This window comes from Rathayibacter sp. PhB186 (assembly GCF_003751825.1).
GTDB classification, from domain to species: domain Bacteria; phylum Actinomycetota; class Actinomycetes; order Actinomycetales; family Microbacteriaceae; genus Rathayibacter; species Rathayibacter festucae.
Genome location: NZ_RJKO01000012.1, coordinates 89,921 through 104,235, shown reverse-complemented (window position 1 = coordinate 104,235; position 14,315 = coordinate 89,921). Strand labels below are relative to the sequence as shown.

Below are 14,315 nucleotides of genomic sequence, written 5' to 3'. Positions count from 1 at the left end.
CTCCGGTGACGATGCGTGTGTGGTAACCCACATCGTCCCGGAGGTCTTCTTCTACGTCACCCGTTCACAACGTCCCGAGGAACTACATCTAGCGGCGCAGCCGCTAGACGACTCGCGGTCGGCTTGCACGGGTGGGAGCGTTCTGTGGAGCGGGTCGCGTCGGGCTGCCCTGAATCGCTGGCACGCGATTCCGGGTCGGGCCCTCTGCCTCGTCCGTGCAAGCACGGTGCGGCCGACGTCCTCGGTGGTCGCGTGAGCAGCGGTGGGGCCGCGCTGCGCGCGAGCCGCTTCCGACGACGGCGCCGGTGAACGTGCGAGCAGCGGAAGGGCCGCGCTGACGCGCGAGCTGCTGCCTTCCACGTCGCCGATGAACGTGCAAGCAGTGGGAGGGCCGCGCTCGCGCGCGGGCTGCTGCCATCCGCGGTCGCCGTCCTGTGCATGCTGGTCGAGTAGCCGCGGTACGCGGCGTATCGAGACCCACCCTGCCCGAGCTTGCGGACCGAGACCCGCCCGCGTCAGTCTGCGGCGAGGCGGGCGTCGCCCGCGTAGACGTTGAAGCCGGCGCCGCGGCTGAAGCCGATGAGGGTGAGACCCGCGTCGCGGGCGAGGTCGACGGCGAGCGAGGACGGGGCGCCGACGGCCGCGAGGAGGGGGATGCCCGCCATCACGGCCTTCTGGACGAGCTCGAACGAGGCGCGGCCCGACACCTGCAGCAGCGTGCCGCGCAGCGGCAGCCGGCCCTCGCGCAGGCCCCAGCCGACGACCTTGTCGACCGCGTTGTGCCGCCCCACGTCCTCCCGCAGCGCCAGAAGCGAGCCGTCCGAGTCGAAGAGGCCGGCCGCGTGCAGGCCGCCGGTCCGCTCGAACACCGCCTGCGCCTCCCGCAGCCGGTCCGGCAGCGACACGAGCAGCTCGGTCGACACCCGCAGCGGATCCTCCGCCACGCTCCACGCGGACTCCGTCGCGACGGCCTCCAGCGACGCCAGCCCGCAGACCCCGCACGAGCTCGACGTGTACACCGAGCGCTCGCGGTCGAGCAGGATCTCCGCGCGGCCCCCGCGCACCGTCGCGTCGATCACGTTGTAGGTGTTCTCGCTCGGCCCCGCGCCGCTCGCGCAGTAGCGCATCGCCGCGAGCTGCTCCGTCGAGGTGAGCAACCCCTCCGACACCAGGAACCCGGCGACCAGGTCGAAGTCCTCCCCGGGAGTGCGCATGGTGACGCTGAATCGCCGCCCGCCCACGCGGATCTCGAGCGGCTCCTCGACGGCCAGCACGTCCTCGCGGCGGCGGGTCGGCTCCCCGGCGCGGACGGCGATCAGGCGGGTCCGGGCGACGGCACGGCTCATGGGGTCCTCCTCGACGCGGCTGGCGCACCGCCCCGCGACCTGAGAGCCCGGACGGCCGGCGCTCATCCTCCCACCCGCTCCCCGACGTAGCATGCAGGAATGGTCGATGACGCCGAAGCCCGCGAGAACCCGATCGACGAGAGCGCCGTCACGGTCGGCGCCCCGAAGAGGCGGGCCGTCGGCATCCCCGGCGTCGCGCACGCGCTGCAGATCTCGCTCAAGCAGATGGGTCCGCTGCGCAGCGCCGAGACGCTCCTCCGGGTGAACCAGAAGACCGGCTTCGACTGCCCCGGCTGCGCCTGGCCCGAGGCCGACAAGCGGCATGTCGCCGAGTTCTGCGAGAACGGCGCGAAGGCGGTCGCCGAGGAGGCGACGCTGCGCACCGTCACGGCCGACTTCTTCGCCGCGCACTCGCTGATCGAGCTCGAGGGCTGGGACGACTACCAGCTCGGCCAGCAGGGCCGCCTCACCGAGCCGATGCTCCTGGACGAGGGCGCGACGCACTACCGCCCGGTCGGCTGGGACGAGGCGCTCGACGTCGTCGCGGACGAGCTGCGCGCCTGCGCCGACCCGGACGAAGCGATCTTCTACACCTCGGGCCGTACCTCCAACGAGGCCGCGTTCGTCTACCAGCTGCTGGTGCGCGGCTTCGGCACCAACAACCTGCCCGACTGCTCCAACATGTGCCACGAGTCCAGCGGGTCCGCGCTGACCGAGACGATCGGCATCGGCAAGGGCTCGGTCAGCCTCCGCGACGTCGAGCGGGCGCCTCTCCTGATCGTCGCCGGCCAGAACCCGGGCACCAACCACCCGCGGATGCTCACCGCGCTCGAGCGGGCGAAGCGCGCGGGCGGCACGATCGTCGCGATCAACCCACTGCCCGAGGCGGGCCTGCTGCGCTTCGAGAACCCGCAGACCGTGCGCGGCATGATCGGCGGCGGCACGGCGCTCGCCGACCACTTCCTCCAGGTGCGGCTGGGCGGCGACCAGGCGCTCTTCCAGGGCTTCGGCAAGGCGCTCCTCGACGCGGAGGAGGCCCGCGGCGGTGTCTTCGACCGCGCCTTCATCGCCGAGAGCACCGACGGCCTCGAGGGCTACCTCGACGAGATCCGCGGCACCGAGTGGTCCGAGATCGAGCGGGCGAGCGGGATCGACGAGGCCCGCATCCGCGAGATCGCCGAGCTGATCGCGGCGAGCGAGGGCACCATCGTCTGCTGGGCGATGGGTCTCACGCAGCACGCGCACTCCGTCGCGACCCTCAAGGACGTCGTGAACGTCCTGCTGCTGACCGGCAACATCGGCAAGCCGGGTGCGGGCGTCTGCCCGGTGCGCGGCCACTCGAACGTGCAGGGCGACCGCACGATGGGGATCTTCGAGCGGATGCCGGACTCCTTCCACGACGCGCTCGACCGCGAGTTCTCCTTCGCCTCGCCGCGCGAGCACGGCACCGACACGGTCGCCGCGATCCGGGCGATGCGCGACGGGAAGGCCCGCGTCTTCATGGGCCTCGGCGGCAACTTCGCCCGGGCGACCCCGGACACCGCCGTGACCGAGGCCGCGATGCGCTCGCTCGCGCTGACGGTGCACATCTCGACCAAGCTCAACCGCTCGCACGTGGTCACCGGCCGCCGTGCGCTGATCCTGCCGACCCTCGGCCGCACCGACTCCGACAAGCGCGCGACGGGGGAGCAGCGGGTCACCGTCGAGGACTCGATGAGCGCCGTGCACGCCTCGCGCGGGCGGCTCGCCCCGCCGAGCACGGTCCTGCAGTCCGAGGTGGCGATCCTCACCGGCATCGCGGAGCGCCTGCTCGCCGACCGCCCGAACACGCCGGTCGTCGACTGGGCGGCGCTGCGCGAGGACTACCGCCTGATCCGCCGGCACATCGCCGCCGTCGTCCCCGGCTTCGAGGACTTCGAGCGCCGGGTGAACGAGCCGGGCGGCTTCGTCCTGCCGCACCCGCCGCGCGACGAGCGCCGCTTCGCCACAGCGACCGGCCTCGCCCGCTTCACCGCGAATCCGCTGCAGTACCCGAAGGTCCCGGAGGGGCGGCTGCTGCTGCAGACGCTGCGCTCGCACGACCAGTTCAACACCACCATCTACGGCAAGGACGACCGCTACCGCGGCATCCACGGCGGTCGCCGCGTCGTCTTCGTGCACGCCGCCGACATCGCCGAGCAGGGCCTCGCCGACGGCGCGATGGTCGACCTGGTCTCGGAGTGGGAGGACGGCCTCGAGCGCCGCGCCCCGTCGTTCCGCGTCGTCGCCTACGACACCCCGCGCGGCTGCGTCGCCGCCTACTACCCCGAGACGAACGTGCTCGTCCCGCTCGACTCCACCGCGGCGGTCAGCGGCACCCCCACCTCGAAGTCCGTCGTCGTCCGCCTGGAGCCGGCCGCCTGACCCGCCCGGTGGATCTCGCTACGCCCGCTGCGGAACATGCTGGTCGAGTAGCCGCGGAGCGGCGTATCGAGACCCACCCTTCCTGACGCCGGCGGATCTCGATACGCCCGCTGCGCGGCCTACTCGATCAGCATGAAGGCAGGCCGCTCGCTACGCCCGCTGCGCACCATGCTGGTCGAGTAGCCGCGGAGCGGCGTATCGAGACCCGCCCCGTCAGCAGTCCGGTCGCGCTCACCACGGCAGCCGAAGCAGCCGCACCCTCTCCCCGGCCGCGGCACCGCCCGCCGGAACGACGGCGACAGCCTCCGCCACCGTGAGCCCCGAGAGCATGTGCGAGCGGATCCCGTGCACCGCCCGCCAGACGCCGTCCGCCTCGACGACCGGCACGAGCACGGTCGACCCGGCGCGGCCGAGCGGCTCGCCCAGCACGCCCTGACGCAGCACCGGCGCGGCGGCCCCGCTCGCCGCGTCCAGCGCCGGCGGCAGGAACGACAGTGCCGCGAGGAACGCGGCGAGCGGATTCCCGGGCAGCGCGAGCACGACCGCCCCGCCGGGCAGCGACGCGATCACCGTCGGATGCCCCGGCCGCATCGCGACCCCGTCGACGATCAGGGTCGCCCCCGCGATCCGGAGCGCCCGCCGCACCGCGTCCACCCGCGACCGCCCGGTCCCGCCCGTCGTGATCTGCAGTGGAGCCGTGCTCGCGAGCAGCGCGCGGGCGATCGCCTCGTCGTCGTCGCCGAGCCGCCGCACCGATCCCACCGCACCCCCGCCGCGCGCGACGAGCGGCGGCAGCAGCGGCGTGAACGCGTCGCGGACGCGCCCGGCCCTGGGCATCCCCGCGGTGTCGACCTCGCCACCGGTGAAGAGCAGATCGACCGTCACCGGCCGCCGCACGACGAGCTCGTCGAAGCCCGCGATCGCGAGCAGCGCGAGGTGCGCCGACCGCAGCCGCACGCCGGAGTCGACGAGCGCGGTGCCCGCCGGAGCCTCGTCGCCCGCGCTGCGGATGTGCCGTCCGAGCGGCACCGGGTGCTCCGAGGAGAGCACGTCGCCGGTCACCCGGCCGCGCTCGCTCGGAAGGACGCTCTCGCACCACTCCGGCACGACCCCGCCGGTGACGATCGGCTCGGCGCTGCCCGGTCCGAGGCGCCAGGGCGACGCTCCGCGGACGGCCCAGCCGTCCATCGCCGAGGAGTCGTAGTGGGGGAGCGGTCGCGGTGCGAGCACGGAGCCGGACGTGACGCAGCCCTCCGCCTCGAGCAGCGGGACCGTCGCGAGCGGCCCGGGAGCGGTCGCCGCGGCGATCCGCACGCGAGCGCCGTCCCAGTCGATGTCGCTCATCCGTCCATTCTGGTCGCGCCCGCGGTGGGCCGGCGACGGCGCCGGATCCGCGGACCCGGCGCCGTCGCGGTCACCGGCTCAGCCGAGGTACCCGTTCGGGTTCAGCACGAACTTCTTCGCGGCGCCCTTGTCGAAGTCGGCGTAGCCCTGCGGCGCCTCGTCCAGCGAGATGGCCGTGGCCTGCACCGCCTTCGCGATCTGCACCTTGTCGTGCAGGATCGCCATCATCAGCGAGCGGTTGTACTTCATCACCGGGCACTGGCCGGTCGTGAACGACAGCGACTTCGCCCAGCCCAGCCCGAGGCGGATAGAGAGCGAGCCCTCCTGCGCGGCCTCGTCCACTCCGCCCGGGTCACCGGTGACGTAGAGCCCCGGGATGCCGAGCGCGCCGCCCGCCGCGGTGATCGACATCAGCGAGTTCAGCACGGTGGCCGGCGCCTCGGTGCCCGAGTCGGCTCCGTTGCCGTGCGCCTCGAAGCCCACGGCGTCCACGCCGCAGTCGACCTCCGGCACGCCGAGGATCTGCTCGATCTGCCCGGCCGGGTCGCCCTTGGAGACGTCGACGGTCTCGCAGCCGAACGAGCGCGCCTGCGCGAGCCGCTCCTCGTTGAGGTCCGCGACGATCACGACGGCCGCGCCGAGCAGCTGGGCGCCGACGGCCGCGGCGAGTCCGACCGGGCCCGCCCCGGCGACGTAGACGGTCGAGCCGACGCCGACGCCCGCGGTGACCGCGCCGTGGAAGCCGGTCGGGAAGATGTCCGAGAGCATCGTGAGGTCGAGGATCTTCTCCAGCGCCTGGTCGCGGTCGGGGAACACGAGCAGGTTCCAGTCGGCGTAGGGGACCATGACGTACTCGGCCTGCCCGCCGACCCAGCCGCCCATGTCGACGTAGCCGTAGGCGCTGCCCGGGCGGTCCGGGTTCACGTTCAGGCAGATGCCGGTCTTGCGCTCCTTGCAGTTGCGACAGCGGCCGCAGGCGATGTTGAACGGCACCGAGACGATGTCGCCGACCTTGACGAACTCGACGTCCGGCCCGACCTCGACGACCTCGCCCGTGATCTCGTGCCCGAGGACGAGATCGGCGGGGGCGGTGGTGCGCCCGCGGACCATGTGCTGGTCCGAGCCGCAGATGTTGGTCGAGACGGTGCGGAGGATCGCGCCGTGCGGCAGCTTCCTGCCGATGTTCGCCGGGTTCACGCCCGGTCCGTCCTTCAGCTCGAAGGTCGGGTAGTCGATGTCGATGACCTCGACGACGCCGGGGCTCTTGTAGGCGACTGCTCTGTTGCCTGACATGCGGTTCTCCTTCACGGGATGCGACCGCGGTGCGTGAGCGCCGCGGGAGCCGCGCCGCGATCGTCTGGAGGAGGTCCGCGGCGTCGAGGCTCGAGCGAAACGTACGCCCGAAGCCTGGTGCCGGATCGGGGTGGAGGGAGTAGCGTCTCAGGATTCGTGCGTACGCATGCGGATCGCCTCGAGCGACGTCCGCACCGCCGCGTCGAGCGCCTCTCGGTCGCCGCCCTGCAGTCCCGCGGCGTAGCCGGCAAGGAACGTCGTCAGCGGAGCGGCGGGCCGCACCACGCCGTGCGCCGCGTCGCCGGCCAGGGAGAGCAGGGCGTCGCGCTCGACCGGCACGTCGGCGAGCCCGAGGGCGGCGGTCAGCTCGTCCCACCAGGCGGCGAGCAGTGCGGCGGTGTCCTCGCGGGCGTCCGGAGCGGAGGAAGGGGTCGTGTTCGTGTCGTGGGTCACGCGTTCAGTCTGCGCCCGGTTCGGATTCTGCGCCCGGCACGCCCTCCGGCACGGCGATGCCGTGCCGGAGGGCGTCGGCGCGGTCGTCGACGTCCGCGGTCGAACCGGCCGGCACCTCGACGAGCCGCACGGCCGGCCCCGCCAGGAGCGCGCGGACGGAGGCGCCGTCGACTGCGGGGAGCCGCGTCACGGCGGCCGTCAGAGCGGCTCGGCGGTGCAGGCCGAGGAGGAGCTGCGCGCGGCCGTCCCCATCGACGGCGAGCAGGGCGTCGGCCGCCGGATCCGCGGCGGCGGCGGCCAGCAGCCGATCGAGTGCCGGAGCGGGATCGACGAGGTCGGCCGCGAGGACGGCGATCCAGCCGGCCGCGTCGTCCCGCGCGAGCAGGGGCAGCGCCGCCGCGAGACCGGCGACCGGTCCGCCGAACGCCGGCTCCTCCTGGACGAGGAGCGCCGCTCCGACTGCGCCCCGGAGCTCCTCCGGTCCGGCGACCACGACGCGCCGGGCGCCGGCGACAGCGCTCAGCGCGTGCGCGAGCAGCGTCGAGCCGTCGTGCTCGAGCAGCGGCTTGGCTGCGCCGCCGAGGCGCTCGCCGCGTCCGCCGGCGAGGACGACGGCGTCGAACGGGGGAGTGCTGGGGCGGCCGGTCACGGCCTCGAGGCTACGGGAGGCGGCGGCTCCGGCGACCCGCGTCCGGTGTCGGAGGTCGCGGCTACTCTTGTCGGGTGGTAGCAGCCCTGTATCGCCGGTACCGGCCGGAGACGTTCGCCGAGATGATCGGCCAGTCCCAGGTGACCGATCCGCTCATGACGGCGCTGCGCACCAACCGCGTCAATCACGCCTACCTCTTCAGCGGTCCGCGCGGCTGCGGCAAGACCACCTCGGCGCGCATCCTCGCCCGCTGCCTCAACTGCGCCCAGGGCCCGACGGACACTCCGTGCGGCGTCTGCGACAGCTGCGTCGAGCTCAGCCGCGACGGCCAGGGCTCGCTCGACGTGGTCGAGATCGACGCCGCGAGCCACAACGGCGTCGACGACGCGCGCGACCTGCGCGAGCGGGCGATCTTCGCCCCGGCCCGCGACCGCTTCAAGATCTTCATCCTCGACGAGGCGCACATGGTGACGCCGCAGGGCTTCAACGCGCTGCTCAAGATCGTCGAGGAGCCGCCGGAGCACGTGAAGTTCATCTTCGCGACGACCGAGCCGGACAAGGTCATCGGCACGATCCGCTCGCGCACGCACCACTACCCGTTCCGGCTCGTCCCGCCCGCGCAGATGCTCGACTACACGCAGGAGCTGTGCGAGCGCGAGAAGGTGAGTGTCGCCGCGGGCGTGCTCCCGCTGGTCGTCCGCGCCGGCGGCGGCTCGGTCCGCGACACCCTCTCCCTCCTCGACCAGCTGATGGCCGGCTCCGAGGACGAGACGGTCGAGTACGAGCGCGCGGTCGCCCTGCTCGGCTACACCCACGGCGCCCTGCTCGACGAGGTCGTCGACGCGCTCGCCGAGCACGACTCCGCCGAGGCGTTCGGCGCCGTCGACCGGGTCATCCAGACCGGCCAGGACCCGCGCCGCTTCGTCGAGGACCTGCTCGAGAAGCTCCGCGACCTCATCGTCGTCGCCGCCACCGGAGGTGCGGCCTCCGCGGTCCTGCGCGGCGTGTCCCAGGACGAGCTCGACCGGATGGCCGGCCAGTCGCGCGCGCTCGGCCTCGGCGAGCTCTCCCGCATCGCCGACATCGTCAACGACGCGCTCACCGAGATGACGGGCGCGACCTCGCCGCGGCTGCACCTCGAACTGATGATCGCGCGCACGCTGGTGCACGGGTCCGGCGCGGCGGCCGCCCCCGCCTCCGTCGTGGTGCCGGCGCCGTCGCAGGCCGCCCCGGCGCCGATGCGGCCGTCCGCCGACTCGCGTGCTCCGGAGTCGCGCGCGCCCGAGTCCCGTACCGCTTCCTCCCGCGCACCCGAGACCCGCGCACCCGAGTCGCGCATGCCCGAGCCGCACCTCCCCTCGCACGCCGCGACGCCGGAGTCGGTGCCGGAGTCGATCGCGGCGGCCCCGCGCGTCGAGGCCCCGGTCGTCTCCGCGGCGTCGGCCGATGCAGGCTCCGGCGCGGCCTCGCCGTCATCCGCGCCCGACGCCGTCCCGGGTGCCGCCGCCGACTCGACCCCGGCCGACTCGACTCCCGCCGACGCCGCGACTCCGAGCCCGGCCGCGCCCGCTCCGGCGCCCCACCCCTCCGCGGCGGACGAGCCCGGCGGCGTCACCCTGCAGCGGATGAAGGACAGCTGGCCAGAGATCCTCGAGGTCGTGCAGAAGGCTCGGATGACGGCCTGGCTCGTCGCCTACACCGCACAGGTGCGGGCGCTGAAGGACGACGTCCTCACCCTCTCCTTCCCGAGCCAGAACGACGTCGACTCGTTCAAGATGGCCGGCAGCGCCGGTCAGCCCGGCGTCAGCGAGCACCTGCGCCAGGCGATCCAGCAGGTCCTCGGCCTCCGGGTGAAGTACATCGCCCGCGTCGAGCCCCGCGCGACCGCGCCCGAGGCCGAGCGCGCCGCCGTCGAGGCGACTCCGACGCCCGCCGTCGAGCAGCCCGCCGTCGAGCAGCCCGCCGCGCAGCAGCCCGCTGCATCGACCGCCCCCAGCGACCCCGACGAGTGGGCGACGGTCGCCATCCCGGCCGACCCGGCCCCCGCCGAGGTCGCCGCCGAGCCCGCGATCGAGACGGTCGTCGCTCCGGAGCCGACCGACGTGCCGGTCCTCGCCCCGTCGCCGCGCTCGACGCCGGTCGTCCCCGAGCAGGAGCCGCCGGTCCGCCCGGCCGCCGCATCGGCCGAGCCCTCCGACGACGAGCCGCCGTTCGACGAGGAGCCGCCCGAGGAGGACATGCCGCCGGTCGAGCCGCCGATGCCCGACTCCTGGGCGACCGTCGCGCCCCCCGGCGAGCCGTCCGCACCACCGGCGCCCGTCGCTCCCGCGCCCGTCCGTGCCCGCGAGCGGCCCGAGCCGGCGCCCCGCCCGGTGACCCGCACCACCCGCTCGGCCACGGCCGACGGCCGCCAGCGCTACGGCGAGGCCGTGGTGCGCGAGATCCTCGGCGCCCAGTTCATCGAGGAGCAGCCGCACGTCCCCCGCGGTCCGCGGGTGACCGGCGCATGACCGTCGCCCCGCTCCTCGCTCCCGCACTCCTCACCACTGAATCCGCATCCCGAGAGGAGGCGACCGCATGTACGAAGGCATCGTCCAGGAGCTGATCGACGAGCTCGGCCGGCTCCCCGGCATCGGCCCGAAGTCGGCCCAGCGCATCGCGTTCCACATCCTGCAGACCGAGACGTTCGACGTCACGCGTCTCGCCGAGATCCTGCTGGAGCTGCGCAACCGCGTGCACTTCTGCGACATCTGCGGCAACGTCGCGGAGGAGGCCACCTGCGGCATCTGCCGCGACCCGCGCCGCAGCCGCGCCGTCATCTGCGTGGTCGAGGAGGCGAAGGACGTCCCCGCCATCGAGCGCACCCGCGAGTTCCGCGGCCTCTACCACGTGCTCGGCGGCGCGATCAGCCCGATCGACGGCATCGGCCCCGACCAGCTCCGGATCCGCCAGCTGCTGCAGCGCCTGGCCGACGGCGAGGTCCAGGAGGTCATCATCGCGACCGACCCCAACCTCGAGGGCGAGGCCACCGCGACCTACCTCTCCCGCATGCTCAGCACCCTCGGCATCCGCATCACCCGCCTCGCCTCCGGCCTCCCCGTCGGCGGCGACCTCGAGTACGCCGACGAGATCACCCTCGGCCGCGCCTTCGAGGGCCGCCGCCTCGTCGAGAACTGACGCGGGCCGCCCCCGCCTCTCGTCGCCCACCTCCGGCTCGCGGATACACCTCCTGCTCGTGGTCTTGGCCGGTTCCGGCGTGCCGGGCCTGTTTCCGCGTGCCGGACGTCTCTGGATCGGACCTCGGGCTTGCGGAATCACCTCCGGCTCGCGGTTCCGGTCGGTTCCGGCGTGCCGTGCCTGTTTCCGCGTGCCGGACGTCCCCGGATTGGACTTCGGGCTTGCGGATTCATCTCCGGCTCGCGGTTCCGGTCGGTTCCGGCGTGCCGTGCCTGTTTCCGCGTGCCGGACGTCCCCGGATCGGACCTCCGGCCCGCGGATCCACCTCCGGCTCGCGGTTCCGGCGTGCCGAGCCTGTTTCCGCGTGCCGGACGTCCCTGTATCGGACCTCGGGCTCGCGGATTCATTTCCGGCTCGTGGTTTCGGTCGGTCCTGGCGTGCCGTGCCCGTTTCCGCGTGCCGGACGTCCCTGTATCGGACCTCGGGCTCGCGGATCCACCTCCGGCTCGTGATTTCGTTCGGTTCCGGCGTGCCGAGCCTGCTCCCGCGTGCCGAACATCTCCGAATCGGATCTCAGGCTCGCCGAAGTACCTCCGGCTCGTGGATTCCGTCGGTTTTGCCGTGCCGGGCCAATTCCCGCGTGCCGAACGTCTCCGAACCGGATCTCCGGCTCGCGGATTCATCTCCGGCTCGTGGTTTCAGTCGGTTCCAGCGTGCCGAGCCTGTTCCCGCGTGCCGAACCTGCCCGGACGAGAACGTCCGGCTCGCGGAACCACCTCCGGCTCGTGGAGTCGGTCGGTTCTGCCGTGCCGAGCCCGTTTCCGCGAGCCGAACCTTCGCAGACCGCACCTCCGGCTCGTGGATTCACCTCCGGCTCGTCGAATCCGCCCGATCTCGAGTGCCGGAGCCGGTTCCGCGTGCCGGAGCCGGTTCCGAGTGCCGAAGGCACCTCACCGGCCCGCCCCGAGGACACCCCGACAGCCGCCGCCGCAACATGACCCCTCGCGCATGCGCCCGCCGGTAGACTCCTGCGTCGGGTCGCCACGGCCCGAGCCACTGACCCGGGAGTAGCGCGTGAGCCTGATCGTCCAGAAGTTCGGCGGGTCCTCCGTCGCCGACGCGGAGAGCATCAAGCGGGTCGCGAAGCGCATCGTCGCGACGAAGCAGGCGGGCAACGACGTGGTCGTCGCCGTCTCCGCGATGGGCGACACCACCGACGACCTGCTCGAGCTGGCCCACCAGGTCACGCCGATCCCCGCGCCCCGCGAGCTCGACATGCTGCTCTCCTCCGGCGAGCGGATCTCGATGGCGCTGCTCGCCATGGCGATCAAGAGCATGGGCTACGACGCCCGCTCCTTCACCGGCAGCCAGGCCGGCATGATCACCGACGCCCAGCACGGCGCCGCCCGCATCGTCGACATCACCCCGGTCCGCCTGCGCGCCGCGCTGGACGAGAACGCGGTCGTCATCGTCGCCGGCTTCCAGGGCTTCAACCGCGACACCAAGGACATCACCACCCTCGGCCGCGGCGGCTCGGACACCACCGCGGTCGCGCTCGCCGCCGGCCTCGGCGCCGACACCTGCGAGATCTACACCGACGTCGACGGCGTCTTCACCGCCGACCCGCGGGTGGTCAAGAAGGCCCGCAAGCTCGACCGCATCTCCAGCGAGGAGATGCTCGAGCTCGCCGCCGCCGGCGCGAAGGTCCTGCACATCCGCGCCGTCGAGTTCGCCCGCCGCCACGGCGTCACCCTGCACGTGCGCTCGTCGTTCAGCCCCAACGAGGGCACCATCGTCTACAACGCCGTGCCCGGCGAGGACGCCCCCGGAAGCACCGAGAAGAATGGACAGCCCGTGGAAGAGCCGATCATCGCCGGAGTCGCCGCCGATCTCAACGAGGCCAAGATCACCGTCGTCGGCGTGCCCGACATCCCGGGCAAGGCCGCGCAGATCTTCACGATCGTCGCGAAGACCGGCTCGAACATCGACATGATCGTGCAGAACGTCTCCGCCGCCGCGACCGGCCGCACCGACATCTCCTTCACGCTGCCCAAGGCCGACGGCCAGACCGTCCTCACGGCGCTCAACGCCGAGAAGGACGAGGTCGGCTTCGAGTCGCTGCAGTACGACGACCAGATCGCCAAGCTCGCGCTCGTCGGCGCCGGCATGCGCACCAACGCGGGTGTCTCGGCCAAACTGTTCCGCTCGCTCTACGAGGCCGGGATCAACATCGAGATGATCTCCACGAGCGAGATCCGCATCTCGGTCGTGACCCGCGCCGACACGGTGAACGACGCCCTCCGCGTCGTGCACACCGCCTTCGGCCTCGACGCCGAGGACGAGGCCGTCGTCTACGCCGGCACCGGGCGCTGACCGCCGAACGCCCTCGCGATCCCGCCGATCGCACCCTCCGGCCCCGTCGACTCCGCCGTCGTTCGGTACCGTCTCCGGGGAGCCCGCCCGGGCCCTCCCTCCAGCACCCCTTCGTGCCGCTCCTCCCGCGAGCGGCCCACGGACGAAAGAGCCCAGCATGAGCAGCACCCCCCTCCACGTCGGAGTCGTCGGCGCCACCGGCCAGGTCGGCACCGTCATGCGCCGCCTCCTCGAGGAGCGCGACTTCCCGATCGCGTCGATCCGCTTCTTCGCGACCGCCCGCTCGGCCGGCACGACCCTGCCGTTCCGCGGCGAGGACGTCGTGGTCGAGGACACCGAGACCGCCGACCCCTCGGGGCTCGATATCGCGCTCTTCTCGGCCGGAGCGACGGGGTCGCGCGCGCAGGCACCGCGCTTCGCCGCCGCGGGCGCCGTCGTCATCGACAACTCCAGCGCCTGGCGGATGGACCCCGAGGTCCCGCTGGTCGTCAGCGAGGTCAACCCGCACGCGATCGAGCAGGCCGTGAAGGGCATCATCGCGAACCCGAACTGCACCACGATGGCCGCGATGCCGATCCTCAAGGTCCTCGACCAGGAGGCCGGGCTCACCCGCCTCATCGTCAGCACCTACCAGGCCGTCTCCGGCAGCGGCCTCGCCGGCGCGAACGAGCTGGCCGGCCAGGTCCGCGCGGCCGTCGCCGACGAGCACCTGCTCGACCTCGTGCACGACGGCTCGGCGGTCGCCTTCCCGGCGCCGGACAAGTACGTCGCGCCGATCGCCTTCGACGTCATCCCGTTCGCCGGCAGCCTCGTCGAGGACGGCCTGAACGAGACCGACGAGGAGAAGAAGCTCCGCAACGAGAGCCGCAAGATCCTCGAGCTGCCCGGCCTGCTGGTCTCGGGCACCTGCGTGCGCGTGCCGGTCTTCACCGGCCACTCGCTCTCGGTGAACGTCGAGTTCTCCGCGCCGCTCAGCCCCGAGCGCGCCCGCGAGCTACTCGCCGACGCCCCCGGAGTCGCGCTGCGCGAGGTGCCGACCCCGCTCGAGGCTGCCGGCAGCGACCCGAGCTACGTCGGCCGCATCCGCGCCGACGAGGGCGCCCCCGAGGGCCGCGGCCTCGCCCTCTTCATCAGCAACGACAACCTCCGCAAGGGCGCGGCGCTCAACGCCGTGCAGATCGCCGAGCTGATCGCGGCGAAGCAGCCCGTCGCCTGACCCGGCGGACCGCCATGCCGGTCGAGTAGCCGCGGAGCGGCGTATCGAGACCCACGCCTTC

Annotated in this window: 10 protein-coding genes; 5 read left to right on the top strand and 5 right to left on the bottom strand. The window is 73.1% G+C overall.

The genetic code is table 11. The features are described from left to right. Window positions 1–515: 515 nt before the first annotated feature. On the bottom strand, window positions 516–1,346 hold the full coding sequence (fdhD, locus tag EDF45_RS20355; RefSeq protein ID WP_123737548.1) for a formate dehydrogenase accessory sulfurtransferase FdhD: 831 nt from the start codon (window positions 1,344–1,346) through the stop codon (window positions 516–518). Window positions 1,347–1,445: 99 nt separating this feature from the next. On the opposite strand from fdhD, the gene EDF45_RS20350 reads away from it, so the two are divergent. Beyond that, window positions 1,446–3,749, top strand: coding sequence for an FdhF/YdeP family oxidoreductase (locus tag EDF45_RS20350; protein WP_123737549.1), 2,304 nt, complete (start codon window positions 1,446–1,448; stop codon window positions 3,747–3,749). Between the two features lie 231 nt (window positions 3,750–3,980). On the opposite strand, the gene EDF45_RS20345 is transcribed toward EDF45_RS20350, so the two are convergent. From EDF45_RS20345 to EDF45_RS20330, 4 genes are all read right to left on the bottom strand, one after another. Next, on the bottom strand, window positions 3,981–5,093 hold the full coding sequence (locus EDF45_RS20345) for a molybdopterin molybdotransferase MoeA (RefSeq protein ID WP_123737550.1): 1,113 nt from the start codon (window positions 5,091–5,093) through the stop codon (window positions 3,981–3,983). 78 nt (window positions 5,094–5,171) lie between these two features. Further along, window positions 5,172–6,386 carry a formaldehyde dehydrogenase, glutathione-independent gene (gene fdhA, locus EDF45_RS20340; RefSeq protein WP_123705217.1) on the bottom strand — a complete coding sequence of 405 codons (1,215 nt, stop codon included), beginning with the start codon at window positions 6,384–6,386 and terminating at the stop codon, window positions 5,172–5,174. 147 nt (window positions 6,387–6,533) lie between these two features. Then, the gene (locus EDF45_RS20335) at window positions 6,534–6,839 is read right to left on the bottom strand and encodes a DUF6457 domain-containing protein (RefSeq protein WP_123737551.1); all 306 of its coding nucleotides are present in this window, start codon (window positions 6,837–6,839) and stop codon (window positions 6,534–6,536) included. 4 nt (window positions 6,840–6,843) lie between these two features. Next, complete coding sequence (locus EDF45_RS20330) at window positions 6,844–7,488, bottom strand: molybdenum cofactor guanylyltransferase (protein ID WP_185020297.1); 645 nt, start codon at window positions 7,486–7,488, stop codon at window positions 6,844–6,846. 74 nt (window positions 7,489–7,562) lie between these two features. On the opposite strand from EDF45_RS20330, the gene EDF45_RS20325 reads away from it, so the two are divergent. The 4 genes from EDF45_RS20325 to EDF45_RS20310 all read left to right on the top strand — a co-directional run bounded on the left by EDF45_RS20325 (window position 7,563) and on the right by EDF45_RS20310 (window position 14,254). Continuing rightward, complete coding sequence (locus EDF45_RS20325; protein ID WP_123737553.1) at window positions 7,563–9,998, top strand: DNA polymerase III subunit gamma and tau; 2,436 nt, start codon at window positions 7,563–7,565, stop codon at window positions 9,996–9,998. Window positions 9,999–10,065: 67 nt separating this feature from the next. After that, the gene (gene recR / locus EDF45_RS20320) at window positions 10,066–10,665 is read left to right on the top strand and encodes a recombination mediator RecR (RefSeq protein WP_123447702.1); all 600 of its coding nucleotides are present in this window, start codon (window positions 10,066–10,068) and stop codon (window positions 10,663–10,665) included. A 1,074-nt stretch (window positions 10,666–11,739) separates the two neighbouring features. Continuing rightward, a complete protein-coding gene (locus EDF45_RS20315; RefSeq protein WP_123447701.1) occupies window positions 11,740–13,038 on the top strand; it encodes an aspartate kinase in 1,299 nt (432 codons plus the stop codon). 157 nt (window positions 13,039–13,195) lie between these two features. Then, complete coding sequence (locus tag EDF45_RS20310; RefSeq protein ID WP_123737554.1) at window positions 13,196–14,254, top strand: aspartate-semialdehyde dehydrogenase; 1,059 nt, start codon at window positions 13,196–13,198, stop codon at window positions 14,252–14,254. The last annotated feature ends 61 nt before the right edge of the window (window positions 14,255–14,315 follow it).